The organism is Franconibacter helveticus LMG 23732 (assembly GCF_000463115.2).
In the GTDB taxonomy this organism is placed as follows: Bacteria; Pseudomonadota; Gammaproteobacteria; order Enterobacterales; family Enterobacteriaceae; genus Franconibacter; species Franconibacter helveticus.
The window spans coordinates 33,594-53,981 of record NZ_AWFX01000024.1; the positions used below are offsets into that span (position 1 = coordinate 33,594).

The window sequence follows — 20,388 nt, forward strand, 5'->3', positions numbered from 1 at the left end:
CCACGGCCAATAGCTCACAACGTAAGGCGAGGTAATAGCGTGTGGTCTGCCGGGAGGACGGCTATTCGACAGGTATGACCGCGTTGCGGATACCATCGGTTTATCGTTTTTTCAGAAATAAGAGTGGCATAGCGGCCCGCTGCTGAGGCAAGATTTTCGCTTCTTATTCTGGCAGTGGCGACGCCTTTTACGGCTGCGCCCTGCAAGCAAGGAACGGCCGATGCAACCCGCAACACACCGCCATTGTTCTATTCCGCTTTTGTCAGGCGCCCGCTTGTGACGCTCCTCGCCTGGTTTATCGCTTTTGCGCTCGATTTGCTGCTGGGCGACCCGCCGCGCTGGCCGCACCCGGTACGCTGGGTAGGCGCGCTGATCTCCCGCACGCAAAAGGTGATTCGCGCCCGTTGCCATACGCCCCGCCAGTTGCGCGCAGGCGGGGCGTTGCTGTGGCTGGTGGTGGTGGGGATCACCTTTGGCGCGGCGTTCGGCGCGCTGAAAATGGCGCAGGCCATTCATCCCTGGTTTGGCTGGCTGCTGGAAGTGTGGATGATTTACGTCTCGCTTGCCGCACGCTGCCTCGCCGACGAGGCGCGCGGCGTGGAGCAGGCGCTGCGTTCCGGTTCGCTTTCGCGCAGCCGCCAGCAGCTTTCGCGCATCGTCGGGCGCGACACTTCGCAACTGGAAGCGCCGCAAATCACGCGGGCCGTGGTAGAGACGGTGGCGGAAAACAGCGTCGACGGCGTTATCGCGCCGCTCTTTTTTCTGCTGGTCGGCGGCGCGCCGCTGATGCTGGCCTACAAGGCGGTGAATACGCTGGATTCCATGGTGGGCTATAAAAACGAAAAGTACCGTCACATCGGCATGGTTTCCGCTCGCCTGGACGATGCGGCTAACTTTATCCCGGCGCGGTTAAGCTGGCTATTGCTCGCCTGCGCGGCGGCTGTCTGCCGTCTGAACCCAACTGCCGCGTTGCGCATCGGCTGGCGCGACCGCTACCAGCACAGCAGCCCCAACTGCGCCTGGCCAGAGGCGACGGTCGCCGGGGCGCTCGGCATTCGCCTTGGCGGGCCGAACCGCTATTTCGGCGAATGGGTGGAAAAACCCTGGATAGGCGATGCCCGGCGCGAAGTGACGGTGGAGGATATTCCCCGCTCGGTGCGCTTAATGCTGGTGGCGTCGACGCTGGCGCTGTTGCTGTTTGCCCTGCTGCGTCTGGCCATCTGCGGCGCGTAATTTCATAAGGAGCGCAAACGTGCGTAATTTTACTGAGGAGGCGCGATGAGCCTCGCCATTATGCTCCAGGGCACCGCTTCCGACGTCGGCAAAAGCGTGCTGGTCGCCGGACTGTGCCGCATTTTTTATCAGGATGGCTTGAACGTGGCGCCCTTTAAATCGCAGAACATGGCGCTGAACTCCGGCATTACGCCGGATGGCAAAGAGATGGGCCGCGCGCAGATTTTTCAGGCGCAGGCGGCGAACATCGCCCCGGATGTGCGCATGAACCCGGTGCTGCTCAAGCCTACCAGCGACCGTCAGGCGCAGGTGGTGCTGATGGGCCGGGTGGCGAAAAACATGGACGCGGTGAGCTACCACCATTTTAAAACTGAGCTGCGCGCGCAGGTCAGCGCGGTTTACCAATCGCTGGCCGCCGACTATGAGGCGATAGTGCTGGAAGGGGCGGGCAGCCCGGCGGAAATCAATCTGCGCGACCGGGATATCGTCAACATGGGCATGGCGGAGATGGCCCGCTGTCCGGTGCTGCTGGTGGCGGATATCGATCGCGGCGGCGTCTTCGCCGCCATTTACGGCACGCTGGCGCTTTTACAGGAGCATGAACGCTGGCGGGTAAAGGGCGTCATCATTAATAAGTTTCGCGGCGACGTGGCGCTGCTCACTTCCGGCATTGAACAGATTGAAGCGCTGACTGGCGTGCCGGTGGTGGGGGTGATGCCCTGGCTGGATATCGATCTGGAAGATGAAGACGGCGTGGCGTTGCAGCGCGGCAAATACAGCCGCCGCGACAAGCGCGAGCTGGAGATAGCCGTGGTGCAGTTGCCGCACATCGCCAACTTTACCGATTTCAACGCCCTGGCGGCGCAGCCGGATGCCCGCGTGCGTTATGTCGCCCGCGCCCACGAACTGACGGACGCAGACTTGATTATCCTGCCCGGCAGCAAAAACACCCTTGGCGACCTGCGCTGGCTGCGTGAAAGCGGCCTTGCCGACGCCCTGCTCGCGCAGCATGGCAAGGGCGTGCTGGTCATCGGCATCTGCGGCGGTTACCAGATGCTGGGCGGCCAGATAACAGATGCGGTGGAATCGGGCCTTGGCGAGGCAATGGGGCTTGGGTTGCTGGACGTCACCACCCGTTTCGCCTTTGAAAAAACCACCACGCAGGTGGCGGGCGAAACCCTGCCGCTGCCGGGGCTGTTCAGCGCCGCCGGCAACCTTGCCTTGCAGGGTTATGAAATCCATATGGGCGAAACCACCTTAGGTAAAAACGCGCGGCCTTTCGCTCGCCTTGGCGAAGAAAAACAGGACGGCGCGGTAAGCCCCGACGGGCAGGTGGCAGGCAGCTACCTGCACGGTCTGTTTGATAACGGCGCCTTTACCCGCGCCCTGCTGGACAGCCTGCGTCTGCGCAAAGGATTAGCGCCTTTTGCGGGCGAGGCGCTGGATTACGCTGCCTGGAAATCACAGCAGTTCGACAAGCTGGCAAGTGCCATGCGCGAGCACATTGATATCACCAGAATTTATCAGATTATGCGCGACCATCAGGAGCCAGAATTATGAAGCTGATTACCGGCGGCGCGCGCAGCGGCAAAAGCCGTCATGGCGAAACGCTTGCGGCGCAGGCGGGGGAGCGGGTGCTTTATATCGCCACCTCCAGGGTGCTGGACGACGAGATGGCGGCGCGGGTGCGCCACCATCAGCAAAGCCGCCCGGCCCACTGGCGCACTGTCGAGGCCTGGCGCGAGCTGGATAAGCTCATCACGCCCGACAACGACCCGCGGGAAGCGGTGTTGCTGGAGTGCGTCACCACGCTTATCAGCAACATCTTGTTCGCGTTTGTCGGCGATACGGCGGAAGAAACGTGGGATTACGCGGCTATCGAGGCGGAGATCGAGCAGGAAATCACTGCGCTTATCCACGCCTGCGAACGCTGTCCCGCGCCGGTCATTCTGGTAACGAATGAGGTGGGAATGGGCATCGTGCCGGAGAACAGGCTGGCGCGCCATTTCCGGGATATTGCAGGCAGGGTAAACCAGCGGCTGGCGCAGGCGGCGGATGAAGTCTGGCTGGTGGTTTCCGGGATTGGAGTCAAAATTAAATGATGCGTCTGTTTTTCGCCACGCTCGCTTTTATGAGCCGTTTGCCGGTGCCCGCGCGCTTATCGCAGGGCGTGGAAACCGAGCGCTATGTTCGCGGCGTCGTCTTCTTTCCGCTGGCAGGCGCGCTGCTCGGCGCGCTCAGCGGCGTCGTGTTTCTGGCGCTGGAGCGCGGGTGCGGCACGCCGCTCGCGGCGCTCTTCAGCGTGCTGGCGCTGGCGCTGTTGACCGGCGGCTTTCATCTGGACGGGCTGGCGGATACCTGCGACGGCGTGTTCTCCACCCGCAAGCGCGAGCGCATGCTTGAGATCATGCGCGACAGCCGCCTCGGCACGCACGGCGGGCTGGGGCTGATTTTCGTGCTGCTCGGCAAGGTGCTGGTGGTGAACGAGCTGGCGCTGCGCGGCGGCCATATGCTGCCTGCGCTGGTTTGCGCCTGCGTGGCGGGCAGGAGCGCCTGCGTGCTGCTGATGTACCGCCAGCGTTATGCCCGGCAAGAGGGGCTTGGCAACCTGTTCATCGGCAAAGTGACGGGCATGCAGAGCGCCATTACGCTTGCGATCGGCGCGCTGTTCTGCGCGCTGTTGGGGCAGACGGCCGGGCTTATCGCTTTCGCGCTGACGTTGGTTGCGGTTTATCTGCTCGCCCTTGCGCTGAAGCGCACGCTGGGCGGGCAAACCGGCGACACCCTTGGCGCGGCCATTGAGCTTGGCGAATTTATCTTTTTGCTGGCGCTGCTGTAAGCCAGCCTGACGGACAGCTGTATGCAAACTCTCGACTCACTGATTAACGCCATTCCTGCGCCTGACCATGAGGCCGCCGCCCGCGCGCGGCGACATATTGACGGCCTGCTTAAGCCCACCGGCAGCCTCGGGCGGCTGGAGGATCTGGCGGCGCAGCTTGCCGCCATGCCGGGTTTTCGCGCCCGCCTGGAGGTTTCGCAAAAAGCGATTGTGGTGATGTGCGCCGATCACGGCGTTTATGAAGAACAGATAACCGTATCGCCGCAGGCGATCACGGCGATCCAGGCGCTGAATATGTTGCAACACCACACCGGCGTATGCGTGCTGGCGGCGAACGTGGGGGCGAAGGTCCACGTTGTTGATATCGGCATCGACTGCGAACCGTTGGCGGGCGTCGCCTGCCTGAAAGTGGCGCGCGGCACCGGCAATATCGCCCGCGGCCCGGCGATGCGGCGCGAGGTGGCGGAACAGTTGCTGCTGGCAAGCGCGAACCATACCCGCGAACTGGCGGCGCAGGGCGTGCGGCTCTTCGGCGTGGGCGAGCTTGGGATGGGCAACACCACGCCCGCCGCCGCTATCATCAGCGTGCTGGCGAAGCGCGACCCGCAGGACGTGGTGGGCATGGGCGCCAACTACCCGCAGGAAAGGCTGCACCATAAAGTCGACGTGGTGCGCCGGGCAATAGCGGTAAACCAACCGGAGGCAAGCGACGGGCTGGAGGTGCTGGCGAAAGTCGGCGGGTTTGATCTCGTCGGCATGGCGGGCGTAATGCTCGGCGCGGCGTCGTGCGGGCTGCCGGTGGTGCTGGACGGTTTTCTTTCTTACGCCTCGGCGCTCGCCGCTTGCCGCATCGCCCCCGCAGTGCATGACTATCTTATTCCCTCCCACCTTTCGGCGGAGAAGGGAGCGCAAATCGCGCTTGATGAATTAAAGCTCACGCCCTATCTCAACATGGATATGCGCCTTGGCGAAGGCAGCGGCGCGGCGCTGGCGATGCACCTCGTGGACGCCGCCTGCGCGGTTTACAACAACATGGGTACGCTGGCCGGCAGCCATATCGTGCTGCCGGGCTGATGAGTAGCGCTAAATTTTGTATAGCATATTGCTACCTTGCGGGGTAAGCTTTACGTATAGCAAATTGTTACCTTAGAGAGAGTCTATGCCTGTAATCACCCGTGCGCCGAAAGTGGCCAGGGATAACCAGATAAATCTGCGGGCAACGGATGCCGAGCGAGCAGTTATTGATTACGCTGCAAGTCTGGTTAAAAAATCCCGCACCGATTTCATTCTGGAGCTGGCCTGTCAGGAAGCCCAGAATATCATTCTGGATCAGCGTCTGTTCATGCTGGATGACGAGCAATACGACGCATTTATAGAGGATCTGGAGTCGCCGCTCCAGAACGCCGAAGGCCGCCAGCGTTTAATGGATGTGAAGCCTGAATGGGAATAAGCCAGCCTGTATTGCTTACGGATAAGCACGTTTTAACGGAATTCCGCTGTGGTAACCCTGTTCTGGACGACTGGCTTTTACGCCGGGCGTTAAAAAACCAGGCGTTGAAGGCTTCACGAACGTTTGTCAGTTGCCAGACGGATACGAATATTGTGGCTGGTTATTACTCCCTGGCTTCCGGTTCCGTCAGCCGCCATAGTGTTTCCCGGGGGATGCGGCAAAATATGCCGGAGCCCATTCCGGTTATCTTGCTGGGGCGGCTGGCGGTCGATGCAAACTACCAGGGCCGAAAGCTCGGTCAGTGGTTGCTGAAGGATGCGGTGATGCGCGCAACCCGGGTTGCTCACCACATCGGCGTCAAGGCCGTTATGGTTCATGCAATAGACGATAACGCCCGGGCATTCTACGAGCGTTTTGGTTTTGTGCAGTCGGCTATCGCGCAAGACAGGCTTTTTTATCGGCTATAAATGTTGCCAGCCGGGAGTATTTCCTTCAGTGCCGCGACCAGCGCCGCGTTGGCCTCCCGGGATTTCACCGCCACGCGGTAGTAGCGCGCGTCGAGCCCCGGGTAGTTGGCGCAGCTGCGTATTAAAATGCGTTTTGCCAGCAGCGCGGCCTGCAAATCCAGCCCCGGCGCGTCGCAGCGCAAAAAGAGATAATTGGCGACGCCCGGCCATACCGTCACGCCCGCGATTTTCGCCAGCTCCGCGTAAAGCCAGGGCCGCTGCTGGTTGAGCCACGCCAGAGTGGCGTCGATATAGGCTTTATCTTCAAATAACATCTCCCCCGCAAGCGCCGCGAAGGCGTTAATGCTCCACGGCTCGCGCTCTGCACGCAGGGCGGCGACGGCCCGCACGTCGGCGCAGGCTAAATAACCGAGCCGCAGGCCGGGAATGGCGAAAAACTTGGTTAGCGAGCGCAGCACCCAGACGTGGGGAAGCTCAGCCAGAAAGGGAATAAGCCCCGGCGCCTGGGGCACAAAATCCAGAAACGCTTCATCCACAATCAGCGTGATGCCGCAATCCCCGCAGCGCCGCGCAATCGCCATGATAAGCGCCTCGTCGGGCAACAGCCCGGTAGGGTTGTTGGGCGTGCAGAGAAACAGGCAGTCGAGGCCGGGCGTCAACGCTTTCAGAAGCCCGTCGTCAGGTTGCCAGCCGTTCGCTTGCGTCAGCGGGTAATCGACAATCTCGCAGCCTGTTTTTTGCAGCGCCCGCCGGTATTCGGCAAAACCTGGCGTCAGCAGCAGGGCGCGGCGGGGGCGCAGCCAGGCGGTCAGCAAGAAAATCAGTTCCGTTTCGCCGTTACCCGCCAGCACCCAGTCGGGCGCAATGCGGTGATGAGTTGCCAGCCGCTGGTGCAGCGCCTGGTATTCGGGGTCGGGGTAGCGCTCCGCCAGCGCAAGGTTAGCGATAATGGCTTGTTTTAGCGTGGCGGGCATGCCGAGCGGGTTAATATTGGCGCTGAAGTCGAGCAGCTGCGCTTCTTCAAAGCCGTAAAGCGCCGCCGCTTCGCGGGTGTTGCCGCCGTGCTGGCTGGAAAGTAAGGCCATAACAGGCTCCTGATAACGCGATTTCGCCAGTGTAGCCTTATACACGCGGCGCGGAAAAGTGGCTTAATTGACGGGATGAACTACCCTCCATGCTGGGATAGCTTCGCACTGAACGGGAGAAAGTATGCTGGTGCTGTGGAATACGCTTATCGTCATTGCGACGTTTTGCCTGATGGAAGCAATCGCGACGCTTGCCCATAAATACATTATGCACGGCTGGGGATGGGGCTGGCATCGCTCGCACCACGAGCCGCGTCACGGCTGGTTTGAGGTTAACGATCTCTATGCCGTGGTGTTCGCGCTGCTTGCTATTGCGTTAATCGCGCTGGGCACGGCGGGCTGGTGGCCATTAGAGTGGATTGGCGCGGGCATGACGCTCTATGGGGTGTTCTATTTCCTTGTTCACGACGGGTTGGTGCATCGCCGCTGGCCGTTTAATTACATTCCGCGCCGCGGCTACCTCAAGCGGCTTTACCAGGCGCACCGCCTGCATCATGCGGTGAACGGCAAAGAAGGGTGCGTCTCTTTCGGTTTTCTTTATGCGGCGAAGCCGGAAGCGCTTAAAGCGGAGCTGCGCCGCCGCCACGGACGCAAGCCTAAAGCGGACGCCGCCACAGCCCGGCAGGGCGGGGAGCCCGCCGCGAAAAGCGCGAGCCCAGCGCAAGACCGGCCGACGACGCCAGCAGAGTAAGCTTTTGGGCTTTGCTGGTGCTCTGGCGCCGATCCCACGCCTGCGGCCCGGCTTTTACCACGTTAAAGCCAATTTCGCGATAAACGCTGCGGGCGGTGGCGATGGCCCAGGCCGATCGCAACGGCAGCGCGCCGAGGCCGCTTTTTGCCGAGCGATAATAAGGCTCCGCCTCGTTCACCAGACGGCGGGCCACGCCGGCAAGCCGCTCGCGGTTGTGCGGCGCGGCGAAGTTTTCCGGCGACAGCCCCGCTTCATGCAGCCAGCGGGCGGGCAGATAACAGCGCCCGTTGTGCGCGTCTTCCACGATATCGCGCGCAATGTTGGTGAGCTGAAACGCCAGCCCCAGATCGCAGGCCTGGTTCAGCGCCGCCTCGTCGCGCGCCCCCATCACCCGCGCCATCATTAGCCCCACCACCCCCGCCACGTGGTAGCAGTAGCGCAGCGTGTCTTCAATCGTCTCGTAATGTTCGCCGCGCACGTCCATGGCGAAGCCTTCGATATGGTCCAGCGCCTGGCGCTCGGGAATGGCATGGGCGAGCGCCACTTCCTGAAAGGCGGCGAAGGCCGGGTCGCTCATCGGCTCGCCACGGTAAGCGCGCCGGGTGAGCGCCTGAAGCTCCGCCAGCCGCTGTTCAGTACCCGTTTCGGCGCGGGTCCCGGCGGCAAACCCCAGCGTCTGGTCATCTATTACATCGTCGCAGTGGCGACACCAGGTGTAGAGCATCAGCACGCTGCGCCGCGTTTCGGCGTCAAACAGCTTCGCCGCCGTATTAAAGCTTTTCGAGCCTGCCGCCATGGTCTGCGTGGCGTGGTTTAACAGCGGTTGGTTCATGTCGTGAGCGTCTCCAGCATCAGCCCGGCGGTGGCTTTCGCCGAGCCAATCACCCCCGGCACGCCCGCGCCCGGATGGGTGCCTGCGCCGACAAGGTAAAGGTTGGCGAAATGTTCGTCGCGTTTGTGCGGGCGAAACCAGGCGCTCTGGGTCAGCAGCGGCTCGATGGAAAAGGCGGAGCCGAGGTGGGCGTCGAGCTGGTCGCGAAAATCAAACGGCGTGAAGATGCGCTGCGTTACCAGCTGGTCGCGCAGGCCCGGCATGTAGCGCTGCTCCAGGTAATCGAAAATGCGATCGCGCAGACGCGGGCCTTCCACCGTCCAGTCGATATCGGCGCGGCCCAGGTGCGGCACCGGCGCCAGCACGTAATAGCTTCCACAGCCGGGCGGCGCAAGTGAAGGGTCGGTCACGCAGGGGGCGTGCAGATAGAGCGAGAAGTCGTCGGCAAGCTGGTCGCCGTTAAAAATGTCGTGAATCAGTTCCCTGTAACGTGGGCCGAAGCAGACGGTGTGGTGCGCAAGCTGCGTGTGCTGTTTATTCAGACCAAAGTAGAGCACAAACAGCGAGTTGCTCATCCGCTTGCGCTTAAGTTTGCCTGAACGCTGCGCCCCGGCGGGATGGTGGCCGAGCAGCTTCTGGTAGGTGTTAACGACATCGGCATTGGAGGCAACGGCGCAGGCCGGAAAGGTGCGGCCATCTTCCAGCGTTACGCCGGTCACGCGCGCGCCGGCGGCCTCGATGCGTTTTACCCGGGCGTTCAGTTCAATTTTGCCGCCGAGATCTTCAAACAGCCGCACCAGCCCCTGCACCAGCGCGCCGGTGCCGCCGCGGGCGAACCAGACCCCCCATTCCCGCTCCAGCGCATGGATAAGCGTGTAAATAGACGAGGTGGCGAACGGGTTGCCGCCCACCAGCAGCGAATGAAATGAGAACGCCTGGCGCAGATAATCATCTTCGATAAATTTCGACACCACGCCGTAAACGCTGCGCCAGGCTTGCAGGCGCGCCAGCTGCGGGCCTGCCTTCATCATGTCGCGAAACGAAAGAAACGGCACCGTGCCAAGCTTCAGATAGCCTTCTTTAAACACCGCCTGCGAATAGGCGAGAAACTGGCGATAACCTTCCACATCTTTTGGGTTGAAGCGCGCAATCTGCGCTTCAAGCTTCTGCTGGTCGTTGTCGTAATCCAGCACCTTGCCCGATTCCCAGCAGAGGCGATAAAACGGCGTAACGGGCAGCAGCTCTACGTAATCCGCCATGTTTTTGCCCGCCAGCGTGAAAAGCTCTTCGATGGCGCTCGGGTCGGTGATAACCGTCGGCCCGGCGTCGAATGTAAAACCCTGGTCTTCGTAGACGTAGGCGCGCCCGCCGGGTTTATCGCGCTGCTCCAGCAGCAGCACAGGAACGCCCGCCGCCTGTAGCCGAATGGCTAACGCCAGGCCGCCGAAACCGGCGCCGATCACAATTGTCTTTTCCATGGTCGTTTTCATCGTCCTCGTTGCCGCAGCGGCTGTTTAAGTATGGCAAGCATCGCCTCGCCGACAGGCACTGGCGGCTTGCCGCTCAGAATGCGGGCGATATCGGCAGGCGTAAGCCGTCCGGCGTAAAAGCGGGCAATCAGCCCGGCGTTCAGCCCGTAAAAGCGCTCCATAACCCGCCAGCGCGCATCAGGCCGCCCGGCAAGAAACAGCATGCGGTTAAGCAGGCGGAAGAAACGCTGCTGCCGCCATGTTTTTTGCGCATGGCTGGCGATAAGCGCGTACAGATGCGAATGCGAAAAATCGGTTTGCCAGGCGATAAGGTCGGCAAGGCGCACCGCGTGTGGCAGCGAGTAGCCGGTGGTGGCGTGAAACAGCCCGGCGCGCAGGCCGCTTGCAGGCTGCCCCGCCTTGCTGCGCCAGAATGCGCGAACATCGCCGGCAAGCGTAATGGGCAGGCAGCCGTGCTCTTCCCGTTGCAGGCTGGCCAGTCGCCAGCCCTGGGCGGCGGCATAGTCATGGATATTGGCCCGCACCTGCGGCTGGTTTATTTCCGGGTGGTCGGTGTAATAAGTATCTTCAATCAACAGCGTGTCGGGCGAAAGCGGCAGGGTGTAAACAAAGCGATAGCCCTGCTGCTGGTCGACCGTCGCGTCCATCAGGATAGGGCGCGTAAGGCCGTGGGGCTGCGAAAGTTGCCACTGCTGGCCGATAAACGCCTGAAAGCCGGAGACGACATGCTCGTCTGTGTTCGGCCCGCGGCCGTCAATCACCGCGCGGGCGGTGAGCCGCTCGCCGTTTTCCAGCGTCACTTCGCCGGGCGCCAACTGGCTCACCGGCGCGTTGCAGCGCAGCGTTTCGCCGAGCTTCTGGCGAAGCATAGCGCTGAAACAGGCTGAGGTAAGGCTCAGATAGCCGCCCGGCAGGGTGCGCTCCCGGTTGGGAAAACGCACGTCATAACCGTGCCAGCGGTGCGCCACCAGCGGCGAAAGCCAGGCAAGCTGCTCTGGCGTCAGGTCCGGCTCGTGGAAAGACCAGGTGTGGTTGCCGCCCGGCTGCGGCCCCGCTTCCAGCAGCAACACCTTCAGGTGCGGCTGTCGATGGCGCAGGCGCCAGGCTATCAGCCCGTTCGCCAGCCCCGCTCCCACCAGAATCAGATCCCATTGCGGTTTCATCGCCTCTCCTGCGCGCTGTCCAGCGCCTGTTCCGCGAGCGTGGCGGCGAGCGTCACGCCGCCTGCGCGTTTGAGATCGGCCCGCACTTCAGTCAGGCGCTCGCGATAGTGCGGCTTCGTCAGCACCTTTTGCAGTTGCCGGGCCAGGGTGCGGCTGGTGGCGAAACGCGAAACGCGCTCGCCAATGCCGCTGTAGACGACCCGCGCCGCCACGCCGGGCTGGTCGAAGGCTATCGGCAGGGCGAGGACAGGCGTGTCGCCGACGACGGCGTCCAGCACGGTATTAAATCCGCCATGCGTAATGACGGCCTGCGCCTTGCGAATCATCGCGGGCTGGTCGACAAAATCCGCCACCTGGCTTGCGCCAAGGGCGCGCAGCTTCTCTTCCTGAGAAACGGTCAGCCCGCCGCAGTGCGCTATCACAAGCTCTGCGCCGATGCGCCGACAGGCGCGGGTTATCTTCTTAAACAGCCCGAAACGGTGGCCCTGCAATGTGCCGAGCGAGGCGAAGATAAGCGGCGCGTCGCGCAGGCGCGCCTCCGGCTCCCCGGCAGCGACAGGCGGGCGCAGCGGCCCTACCGGGTGAAACGATTCCGGCAGGCGGTAGCGGGGAAAATCGAGCGAGGGCAGCGTCTGGCTGATTTGCGTAAGCGGCGAAAGCCATTCATGCAGCCCGCGGCGCGGCGTCAGACCGTAAGCGGCGGCATGGCGCGCCAGCACCGCATTCTGGCGGCGCATCATCCAGTCGTGGACGCGCTCGCTCGCCTGGTAGATGCGCAGCGCCCGCTCGTTGGTCGCATAGTCGAAGGGCATTACCGGCAGCGGCAGCCCCGCTTCACGGTTCACCGGCAGGGCGCAGGCGACCGAGATAAAAGGCAGCCCCGCGGCCTCTGCCGCCAGCGCGCCCGCGGGTTCCATCTGGTCGACAATCAGGCCGTCCACCTCCAGCGTTTTCAACGCGCCCGGCAGCTCGCGACAGAGCATATCGGTAATGCCCGCCAGATTATCGATAAGACGGAACAGCGAAAGCCCGTCAGGACGCGCCAGCAGACGCAGCGTTTGCGGCAGGCTGCCCGTGCCGTGGGTCTCTTCGCCAACGGCGTGAAAGGCAAGCCGGGGGTCGCCCAGCAGCGGTCTGGCTTCCGCCTGTTGAATAAAGGTTATGCGGTGGCCGCGCCCGGCAAGCTCGGCGGCCAGCGCTTCCAGCGCCTTGACGTGGCTGTAAAAAGGCGGGGCGATAACGGCGTAGTGGCTCATGCTTCCTGCGAGACGGCAATCAGCGGCGCAGCGCGCAGGGCCACCAGATCCGCGCTGCCGGTGCAGAAACAGGCCACCCGCAGCTGTTCAATCAGCACCGCGAAGTGGTCGATAACCGCCTCCTGCGAGGTGTTGGCGCTGCCGAGCACCGCCGCCGCCTGGCCGACCAGATGCGCGCCAAGGCGCAGCGCTTTGGCGGCGTCAATGCCATTGTTAATACCGCCGGATGCGATAAGCGGCGTGCCTGGCAGCCCGTCGTGCAAATCGCGCAATGCCCGGGCGGTGGGAATGCCCCAGTCGGCAAACGCCATAGCGACGGCCCGCTGGCGCGACGTGGCGGCGCGTTCGCCTTCGACGGCGGCCCAGCTGGTGCCGCCTGCGCCTGCGACATCCAGCATCGCCACGCCCGCTTCTACCAGCTGTTTCGCCACCGGCAACGACAGCCCGGCGCCGACCTCTTTCACCACCACCGGCACGCTGAGCGCTTCCACCGTGCGGCGAATAGCCGCCAGCACGCCGCGCCAGTCGCGATCGCCCCGGTTTTGCAGCGCTTCCTGAAGCGGATTGAGGTGGATAATCAGCGCGTCCGCTTGAATCATTTCCACAGCCCGGCGCGCGTAATCCGCGCCGCCCGGCCCGGCTATCTGCGCCGCGCCAAGGTTCGCCAGCAGCGGAATATCCGGCGCGATACGGCGCAGCTCGCCCGTCAGGCCGAAATCATTTTCCGCCTCCAGCGCCACGCGCTGTGAACCCACGCCCATCGCCAGCCCCAGCGTCTGCGCCGCCTGGGCCAGATGTTGGTTAATATGCTGCGCCCGCTGCGCGCCGCCGGTCATGGAGCTAATCAACACCGGCGCCTTGAGCTTTTTGCCGAACAGCAACGTCTCCAGATTGATACTGTCGAGGTCGAGTTCCGGCAGCGCGCAATGCTCAAAACGCCAGCGCTCAAAGCCGGTAGTCACTTTATTGGTGGCCCGCGCAGGGTCAAGAACGATATCCAGATGATCGTTCTTGCGTTGGATGAGTTCTTCCTTCATGACTGCTCCGGTAGGGTAACGTCGTGATTATGCTGGCTGAGCGGAACTGTTTTACCGCTGACAGAGCGGGGGAGCCGTCATAAACGCAGGGTGAACCGCCAGCTGTTGGTTAAACCAGCTATGCATAAACTGCCGGGTGGCGCCGCCGTGGCTGCACACCACCGCCAGGTGCTCGTCGGCGCGCAATAAGTGTTCCTGCAACCGCTGGTGGACGCGCTCGTTGCCAAGCGCCGCGACCAGCGTGGATTTACCGGCATCTTTATTGATGTCCTTGCCGGTGGTGGCGAGGCCGTCGATGAGATCGTCAAGCAATTGAAAAGCCTGGCCGAAATCGAGCGCGAAGCTGCGCAGCCGCGCGCGCGCCGCGCCGGAGGCGTTCGCTGCGATAGCCGCCATTTGCAGCGAAGCGCTGAACAGCACGCCGGTTTTTAAATCGTTAGTGGTATGAATCGCCTCGGTGCTGCGCGGCTCGCAGCCTTCGCGCAGATCCTGATATTGCCCTTTCACCAGCCCCTGGGTGCCCACCGCGGCGGACAGCTCGCCGACCGCTATGGCGCGCCCCGCATCCGTTAACCCTTCCGCGGCCGAGACTACGCCAAACGCCTTGCTCAGCAGCGCCACCGCCGCGAGGATGGCGACGTTTTCACCGAACTTGCGGTGAATAGTGGGAAGCCCGCGCCGCATAGCGGCGTTGTCCATGCAGGGAATATCGTCAAGGGTGAGGGAGGCGGCGTGGATCATCTCCACCGCGCAGGCGAGGTCGAGCAGGCCGGGATGAGAAGGCTCGCAGCCTAAATCGCGCGCCGTCAGCAGCATCAACAGCGGGCGGATGCGTTTACCCGGCGCCAGCGTGGCATCGCGCATCGCCTGCGTGACCAGATCGCTTTCTTCCGTCTGCGGCAACAGCGAATCGAGTCGGTGTTCAATGTTTTTGCGCATACTTTGCAGTTCGCAGTCATGGCGTAAGGCTTCGTCGGCGGTGCCTGTCATCATCGCGTTTCCTGAACTGAGGCATGGCTGTGGTTATGTCCATAAACGTAGTCGCAAGCTTGTACAATTTCCATTTTCCTGGATAACTTTACAGCCCAAAGCCGCTGAACTTAAATAAGAAACTCCCTCTTGTTGTAGGGCTATACGCCGCGCTGAATTTGAATGAAAGCGCTGTGTTAACGGTTGAAAGCATTAAACGCTGTCGCCGAACGGCGGTCAGAAAATGAGTACTGCTTACTTTTCAGTTGATTACCTCACGGCGACACAGCGCATTTCATCCTGGCGCTACAAGAGCTCGCCCTTTTCAAAAGCCTTTAAAGTTAACCGCTTACGGCGCGTTTATCGCGTTCTGATGAAGCGCTTTTTCTGTTGATAACTAATTGAAATTTATAACAAATATTTTAGCTGAAATTATGTGCGGCGGATCGACTTTATCACTCTAAATACTGGTGGTTTATCCAGTATGAGATAAAGTAGCTAATAAGGTCTTTCGTCAGGAGGCCGGTATTATGCGTAAATGGTCGACAGAAAAAGCCTGGCAATGGCATGCGCAGCAAGGCTGGCTGCGCGGGTTCAATTACCTGCCGCGCACGGCGGTTAACTGGACCGAAATGTGGCAGCAGGAGACGTTCGATGCCGCCTGCATCGCGCAGGAATTGCAGTGGGCCAAAGCCATCGGCTTTAACAGCCTGCGCACCAACCTGCCTTTTATCGTCTGGGAGCATGACCGCGACGGGCTTATTCGCCGCATTGAGCAGTTCCTGGCAATATGCCGGCAGAACGACATTCGCGTGATGTTAACGCTGATGGACGACTGCGGCTTCTCTGGCGAACCGCCTTTTCTGGGCCAGCAAAAACTGCCCGTGCCGGGCGTGCATAACAGCCAGGCGGCGGCGAGCCCGGGGCGCAATATCGTCATGCGCCCGGCGCTGTGGGGGCCGGTTGAGCGCTATGTTAAAGACATCGTCGGCCATTTCGCCCACGATAAAACCATCATCATCTGGGATCTTTATAACGAGCCCACCAACCGCATGATTTTTACCCCCGCCGGGCGTAGCGCCTTCGACCCCGCCCTGGAAAAACGCAGCCATCGCCTGATGGTGCAGGCGTTCCGCTGGGCGCGGGAAATGGACCCTGAACAGCCGTTAACGGTGGGCGCATGGCATATTCTCGCCGGGCAGGATCCGATCGCGCCGGTTTACTCGCACCCCACGGACCAGCGGGCGCTGGCGCTCTCCGACATTATTTCTTTCCACGCTTACGTGCCGCTGGCGCAGCTTCATCAGGCGATTGCGTACCTGCGGCAGTTTAAGCGCCCGCTACTCTGCACCGAATGGATGGCGCGGCACGCGGCGTCGGTGATGCATGAACAGCTGCCGCTGTTCAAGGCGCAGGGCATCGGTTGCTGGCAGTGGGGGCTGGTGAAAGGGCGCACCCAGACCTGGCTGCCCTGGCCTGGGTTTACCGGCATCGACAGCGGCGCGTCGCCCGGCTGGTTCCATGACCTGCTGGACGAAACCGGCGTCGCCTTTGATGAAACGGAAACGGCGCTGATAAAACAGCTGGCGCAAGAGAGCGGGTAACGCCGCGCTTTTTATTCGCCGTTACGCGCCGGGAGCCAGCGTTTTTGCGTGGCGCCCTGGTCATACTGAATCTCTGAAGGCAGCGTAATTAACTCGATCAGCACGCCAAAGGGCGTACGGCAAAACCAGGTCTGGTTGCCCTGGCCCTCTTCCTGGGCGAAGCAGTCGTTCGGCCCGTCGAAGAGTTGCGCGCCATGCTGACGCAGCTTCTGCGCCGCTGCGTAAATGTCATCCACATAAACCGAGAAGTGGCTGATGCCTTCGTGACCGATGGAGTTTGATTTCACCGTGGCGGCGGGCAGCACCTGGAATAGCTCAATGTTGCAGCCGTTTTTCAGGCGCAGCATGGTTAAACCGGTAATGCGCATATCGGCAGGAAAACCGTTAATGGTCGTTAGCCCGTCGCCGGCGATGGATTTCTGCGGATCGTTATCCGGCACGATGCGATAAAGCACGCTCGCCTCCAGGGCGTTAATAAAAAACTGCTCCGCCTGGTTAATATCGGGCACCGTTAATCCAATATGTTCCACGCCGCGAATGGTCATGCCGTTCTCCTCTGCTTAACAAAATGAAAAAGTGTAGTTGAAGGCGTAAAGGATATGAGCGGCAGGAAATAATGACGGCGCGATATTAATAACTCTTTTAATGAATAAACGCCCCTGCTTTTTAACGTTTAAAAGCTCTGGCGGACAAATGCCGCAAGGCGGGAAGGGTATAGTTTTATCGCCATTATTTCATGACAGGAGTTATTAATGCGCTTCATGCATATGCGTATTGCCAGACCGGTCGCCAGCCCGGAAACCACTTTTCAGCTCTATGCCCGCGGGCTGGGTTTTGAGCGCCTCGGGGCCTTTACCGACCACGATGGCTTTAGCGGCATTATGATGGGGCATGCCGGGCTGCCGTGGCATATAGAATTGACCGCCTGCCTGCATCATCCTGTTAAGCCCGCGCCGACAGAAGAAGATTTACTGGTGCTCTATTACCCGGACGCCGCGCAGTGGCGACAGGTTTGCACAGAGCTTGAAGAGAGCGGCTTTCGGGCTGTTTCCGCTTTCAATCCGTACTGGGATAAAAACGGGAAAACCTTTGTCGACCCTGACGGCTACCGGCTGGTTATTCAAAACCAGCGCTGGCCGCAAATATAAGCAGACGTTTTTATTTCTTTATTTTATTAACTCAGGTAGAAAGTCAGCGGAAGGGCGTTAGCGTACTGACGCCTGCAAGCTTATTGCTGCACGAGAAAATAAAAGGCGGTTAGCCATGCGCAAAACCCACCTCCGGTTACTTTATTTGGTCACCGTAATGATTTTCAGCGTTCTTATTCCCTGGCTGATGTTTCATTTTATTCCGCCTGTTTATCTGCTGCTGCTGGGCTTTTTGGCCAGCTTCGGCCAGACGTTCGATTTAATGATCTCTTTGCTGACGTTTATGGTGCTCTTTTCAGCCGGGCTCGCTTGCCTGACGGTTTATATGTTTACGCAATGGTATAACGCTTCACGTCGTTAAAACCCGGCGCGCCGCCAGCCAGCGTCAGGCGCATTAATAAATAAACCGCTTTGCTGCCAAAATCAGTCGCTTAACAGGTTACTGGAAAGAGAAATACGATCCGGCGCAAACATTACAACTTTAATTGTTACTCTGAGAGTAATGATTCGCCTGCTAACTTAATTGATGGATTTACCGCCAGCGCGCAGACTTTGTTCAGCGTTAAGCAAATCATAAAGATTCGCTATCCCTGGAGGTAAATAATGACAGCTAACCAAACGCCAGCGCGTGTCTGGAACACGCGCCGCACGGAGAAACAGCGGCGACTGGCTTCTGTTCCCGTGCAGGGCAAGGTGCTTCCAACCGAAGCGCTTGCCGATATGCTGGAAAAACTGATCGCGCCCGGCGACCGGGTCGTGCTTGAGGGCAACAACCAGAAACAAGCGGATTTTCTCTCCCGCATGCTCGCCGAAGTAAACCCGGAAAAAGTGCACGACCTGCATATGATCATGCCGAGCGTAGGGCGCAGCGAGCATCTTGATATTTTCGAAAAAGGCATCGCCCGCAAACTCGACTTCTCGTTCTCCGGCACCCAGAGCTTACGCATTTCGCAACTGCTGGAAGATGGCCTGCTGGAAATCGGCGCCATCCATACCTACATCGAACTTTACTCGCGCCTCTATGTTGACCTGGCGCCAAACGTGGCATTGATTGCCGGTTACAAAGCGGACCGCAAAGGTAACCTCTACACCGGGCCGAGTACCGAAGATACCCCGGCGCTGGTGGAAGCCGCCGCGTTTCACGACGGCATCGTTATCGCCCAGGTTAACGAACTGGTTGATGACGAGTGCGACCTGCCGCGCGTGGATATCCCCGGCTCCTGGATTGACTACGTGGTGGTGGCGGACAAACCGTTCTTTATCGAACCGCTGTTTACCCGCGACCCGCGCCTGATTAAGCAAGAACACATCCTGATGGCGATGATGGCTATCAAAGGCATTTACGCCGAACACCAGGTGCAGTCGCTTAACCACGGCATCGGCTTTAACACCGCCGCCATTGAACTGCTGCTGCCGACTTACGGCGAACAGCTCGGCCTGAAAGGCAAAATCTGTAAGCACTGGACCTTAAACCCGCATCCGACGCTGATCCCGGCGATTGAAAGCGGCTGGGTGGAAAGCGTGCACTGCTTCGGCGGCGAGCTGGGCATGGAAGAGTACATCCGCGCCCGCCCGGACATCTTCTTTACCGGCGCCGACGGCTCCATGCGCTCTAACCGCGCCTTCTGCCAGCTGGCAGGCCAGTATGCGGTGGATATGTTTATCGGCTCGACGCTTCAGGTAGATGGCTACGCTAACTCCTCTACCGTTACCCGCGGTCGTCTTTCCGGCTTCGGCGGCGCGCCGAACATGGGCCACGATCCGCACGGCCGCCGCCACGCCACCCCGGCCTGGCTCAACATGATCACCGAGCCGGACCCGATGCAGCGCGGTAAAAAGCTGGTGGTGCAGATGGTCGAAACCTTCCAGGCCGGCGTGAAACCGACCTTCGTGGAAAAACTCGACGCCGTGGACGTGGCGAAAGCCTCCGGCATGCCGCTGGCGCCGGTAATGATTTATGGCGATGACGTGACCCATGTGCTCACCGAAGAGGGCATCGCCTACCTCTACCGCGCCGAAAGCCTGGAAGAACGCCGGGCGATGGTGGCGGCGGTAGCGGGCATTACCGATATCGGCCTTGGCGTGGATGCGGCGCGCGTCGCCGAACTGCGTAAGAGCGGCAAAGTGGTTTACCCGGAAGATATGGGGATTCGCCGCGCCGACGCCACCCGCTCGCTGCTGGCCGCCAGCAGCGTCGCCGACCTGGTGGAATGGTCCGGCGGGCTTTACAACCCACCTGCTAAATTCCGGAGCTGGTAATGAACAGACAGCCACTGACTCACGCTGAAGGCGCCGCCGACGCGCTGGCGAATATCGCCACCGCCTGCCTGATTGATGAAGCGAGGCTCACCCCGAAGCCGGGTCTGGTGGACTGTCGGGGAAGCGGCGCGCACCACGACCTGACGCTTGCGCTGATGGAGCGGTCGGCCCACAGCCTGACGCCCACCTTTCACGCGCTGGCGCAGCAAAGCTGGCAGCGTCCGGCAGATATCGCGCTGCGTGAAACCGTAGGGCGTCTTGGTCGCGAAGGCGAAGCGCAGATGATGGCGGCAACCGGCGGCGTGAACACGCACCGCGGCGCTATCTGGGCGCTGGGGCTGTTAGTGAGCGCGACGGCGATGCTGGGCGGCGCGGCAGATGCCGACGCTATCGCCCTGGCCGCCGCGCGGCTCGCCAGCCTGCCGGACCACGCTGCGCCCAAAGGCTTCAGCAAGGGGCTACGCGCCACGCGCCGTTATCAGGTGCCGGGCGCGCGCGAAGAGGCGCAGCAGGGATTTCCGCATGTGATGAACCTGGCGTTGCCGCAGCTGCATGAAAGCCGCCGCCGGGGCGCCGCCGAGAACGACGCCCGGCTGGACGCGTTAATGGCCATCATGACGTCGCTTAGCGACACCTGCGTGCTGAACCGCGCCGGGTTGACCGGCCACTACGCCATGCAGCGCGGCGCCCGCGCCGTGCTGGCCGCAGGCGGCGTCGCCACCGCAGAGGGCCGCCGCGAGCTGGCAAGACTGGACAGCGACATGTTGGCGCTCAACGCCTCGCCGGGCGGCGCCGCCGACCTGCTCGCCGCCACGCTCTATCTCGACCGCGTGGGCGCGCTATCCCGAATAACCGATTAAGAGGG

The 20,388-nt window shown here is 61.3% G+C and carries 21 protein-coding genes; 13 read left to right on the forward strand and 8 right to left on the reverse strand.

The window, feature by feature from the left end:
- The first annotated feature begins 276 nt into the window (after positions 1–276).
- The 7 genes from cbiB (at position 277) to DW56_RS06455 (ending at position 5,989) form a co-directional block, all read left to right on the forward strand.
- A complete protein-coding gene (gene cbiB / locus DW56_RS06425) occupies positions 277–1,233 on the forward strand; it encodes an adenosylcobinamide-phosphate synthase CbiB (protein WP_024554588.1) in 957 nt (318 codons plus the stop codon).
- A 45-nt stretch (positions 1,234–1,278) separates the two neighbouring features.
- On the forward strand, positions 1,279–2,793 hold the full coding sequence (locus DW56_RS06430) for a cobyric acid synthase (protein WP_024554587.1): 1,515 nt from the start codon (positions 1,279–1,281) through the stop codon (positions 2,791–2,793).
- A complete protein-coding gene (cobU, locus tag DW56_RS06435) occupies positions 2,787–3,335 on the forward strand; it encodes a bifunctional adenosylcobinamide kinase/adenosylcobinamide-phosphate guanylyltransferase (protein ID WP_024554586.1) in 549 nt (182 codons plus the stop codon). Before DW56_RS06430 ends, cobU begins: the two co-directional genes overlap by 7 nt.
- Entirely contained in the window at positions 3,332–4,072 is a 741-nt protein-coding gene (cobS, locus tag DW56_RS06440) for an adenosylcobinamide-GDP ribazoletransferase (protein WP_024554585.1), read from the forward strand. Before cobU ends, cobS begins: the two co-directional genes overlap by 4 nt.
- Before the next feature lie 21 nt (positions 4,073–4,093).
- Entirely contained in the window at positions 4,094–5,146 is a 1,053-nt protein-coding gene (gene cobT, locus DW56_RS06445; RefSeq protein ID WP_024554584.1) for a nicotinate-nucleotide--dimethylbenzimidazole phosphoribosyltransferase, read from the forward strand.
- 85 nt (positions 5,147–5,231) lie between these two features.
- The gene (locus DW56_RS06450; RefSeq protein WP_024554583.1) at positions 5,232–5,522 is read left to right on the forward strand and encodes a type II toxin-antitoxin system TacA family antitoxin; all 291 of its coding nucleotides are present in this window, start codon (positions 5,232–5,234) and stop codon (positions 5,520–5,522) included.
- Positions 5,513–5,989: a GNAT family N-acetyltransferase gene (locus tag DW56_RS06455; protein ID WP_024554582.1), complete on the forward strand. Its 477-nt coding sequence runs from the start codon at positions 5,513–5,515 to the stop codon at positions 5,987–5,989. The genes DW56_RS06450 and DW56_RS06455 overlap by 10 nt, the downstream gene beginning before the upstream one ends.
- Here DW56_RS06455 and cobD read toward each other — a convergent pair.
- Positions 5,977–7,074: a threonine-phosphate decarboxylase CobD gene (gene cobD, locus DW56_RS06460; protein WP_024554581.1), complete on the reverse strand. Its 1,098-nt coding sequence runs from the start codon at positions 7,072–7,074 to the stop codon at positions 5,977–5,979. The genes DW56_RS06455 and cobD overlap by 13 nt on opposite strands.
- Positions 7,075–7,198: 124 nt before the next feature.
- Here cobD and DW56_RS06465 point away from each other — a divergent pair, with 124 nt between their 5' ends.
- A complete protein-coding gene (locus tag DW56_RS06465) occupies positions 7,199–7,765 on the forward strand; it encodes a sterol desaturase family protein (RefSeq protein WP_024562341.1) in 567 nt (188 codons plus the stop codon).
- Here the strand turns inward: DW56_RS06465 and crtB are convergent.
- Genes crtB through DW56_RS06495 form a run of 6 tightly spaced genes read right to left on the reverse strand, consistent with a single transcriptional unit; the run spans position 7,671 to position 14,533 of the window.
- Positions 7,671–8,597, reverse strand: coding sequence for a 15-cis-phytoene synthase CrtB (crtB, locus tag DW56_RS06470; RefSeq protein WP_029589748.1), 927 nt, complete (start codon positions 8,595–8,597; stop codon positions 7,671–7,673). The two genes, DW56_RS06465 and crtB, sit on opposite strands and share 95 nt — an antisense overlap.
- Positions 8,594–10,075, reverse strand: a complete 1,482-nt coding sequence (locus DW56_RS06475) for a phytoene desaturase (protein WP_029589749.1) — start codon at positions 10,073–10,075, stop codon at positions 8,594–8,596. The genes crtB and DW56_RS06475 overlap by 4 nt, the downstream gene beginning before the upstream one ends.
- A gap of 8 nt (positions 10,076–10,083) precedes the next feature.
- Complete coding sequence (crtY, locus tag DW56_RS06480; RefSeq protein ID WP_024554665.1) at positions 10,084–11,250, reverse strand: lycopene beta-cyclase CrtY; 1,167 nt, start codon at positions 11,248–11,250, stop codon at positions 10,084–10,086.
- Positions 11,247–12,506, reverse strand: coding sequence for a glycosyltransferase (locus DW56_RS06485; RefSeq protein WP_024554664.1), 1,260 nt, complete (start codon positions 12,504–12,506; stop codon positions 11,247–11,249). The genes crtY and DW56_RS06485 overlap by 4 nt, the downstream gene beginning before the upstream one ends.
- The gene (gene fni / locus DW56_RS06490) at positions 12,503–13,543 is read right to left on the reverse strand and encodes a type 2 isopentenyl-diphosphate Delta-isomerase (protein ID WP_024554663.1); all 1,041 of its coding nucleotides are present in this window, start codon (positions 13,541–13,543) and stop codon (positions 12,503–12,505) included. Before fni ends, DW56_RS06485 begins: the two co-directional genes overlap by 4 nt.
- 51 nt (positions 13,544–13,594) lie before the next feature.
- The gene (locus tag DW56_RS06495; protein ID WP_024554662.1) at positions 13,595–14,533 is read right to left on the reverse strand and encodes a polyprenyl synthetase family protein; all 939 of its coding nucleotides are present in this window, start codon (positions 14,531–14,533) and stop codon (positions 13,595–13,597) included.
- A 509-nt stretch (positions 14,534–15,042) separates the two neighbouring features.
- Here DW56_RS06495 and DW56_RS06500 point away from each other — a divergent pair.
- Positions 15,043–16,116, forward strand: a complete 1,074-nt coding sequence (locus tag DW56_RS06500) for a cellulase family glycosylhydrolase (protein WP_024554661.1) — start codon at positions 15,043–15,045, stop codon at positions 16,114–16,116.
- Positions 16,117–16,127: 11 nt separating this feature from the next.
- Here DW56_RS06500 and DW56_RS06505 read toward each other — a convergent pair whose 3' ends face one another.
- A complete protein-coding gene (locus DW56_RS06505) occupies positions 16,128–16,661 on the reverse strand; it encodes a VOC family protein (RefSeq protein ID WP_024554660.1) in 534 nt (177 codons plus the stop codon).
- Positions 16,662–16,868: 207 nt separating this feature from the next.
- Between DW56_RS06505 and DW56_RS06510 the strand changes: the two genes are divergently transcribed.
- From DW56_RS06510 to DW56_RS06525, 4 genes are all read left to right on the forward strand, one after another.
- Positions 16,869–17,264: a VOC family protein gene (locus DW56_RS06510; RefSeq protein WP_024554659.1), complete on the forward strand. Its 396-nt coding sequence runs from the start codon at positions 16,869–16,871 to the stop codon at positions 17,262–17,264.
- Positions 17,265–17,379: 115 nt separating this feature from the next.
- Positions 17,380–17,625 (forward strand): hypothetical protein, encoded by a 246-nt coding sequence (locus tag DW56_RS06515; protein ID WP_024554658.1) that lies wholly within the window; start codon positions 17,380–17,382, stop codon positions 17,623–17,625.
- A 242-nt stretch (positions 17,626–17,867) separates the two neighbouring features.
- Entirely contained in the window at positions 17,868–19,523 is a 1,656-nt protein-coding gene (mdcA, locus tag DW56_RS06520; RefSeq protein WP_024562052.1) for a malonate decarboxylase subunit alpha, read from the forward strand.
- Positions 19,523–20,383 carry a triphosphoribosyl-dephospho-CoA synthase gene (locus DW56_RS06525; protein WP_024551584.1) on the forward strand — a complete coding sequence of 287 codons (861 nt, stop codon included), beginning with the start codon at positions 19,523–19,525 and terminating at the stop codon, positions 20,381–20,383. Before mdcA ends, DW56_RS06525 begins: the two co-directional genes overlap by 1 nt.
- Positions 20,384–20,388 lie beyond the last annotated feature (5 nt).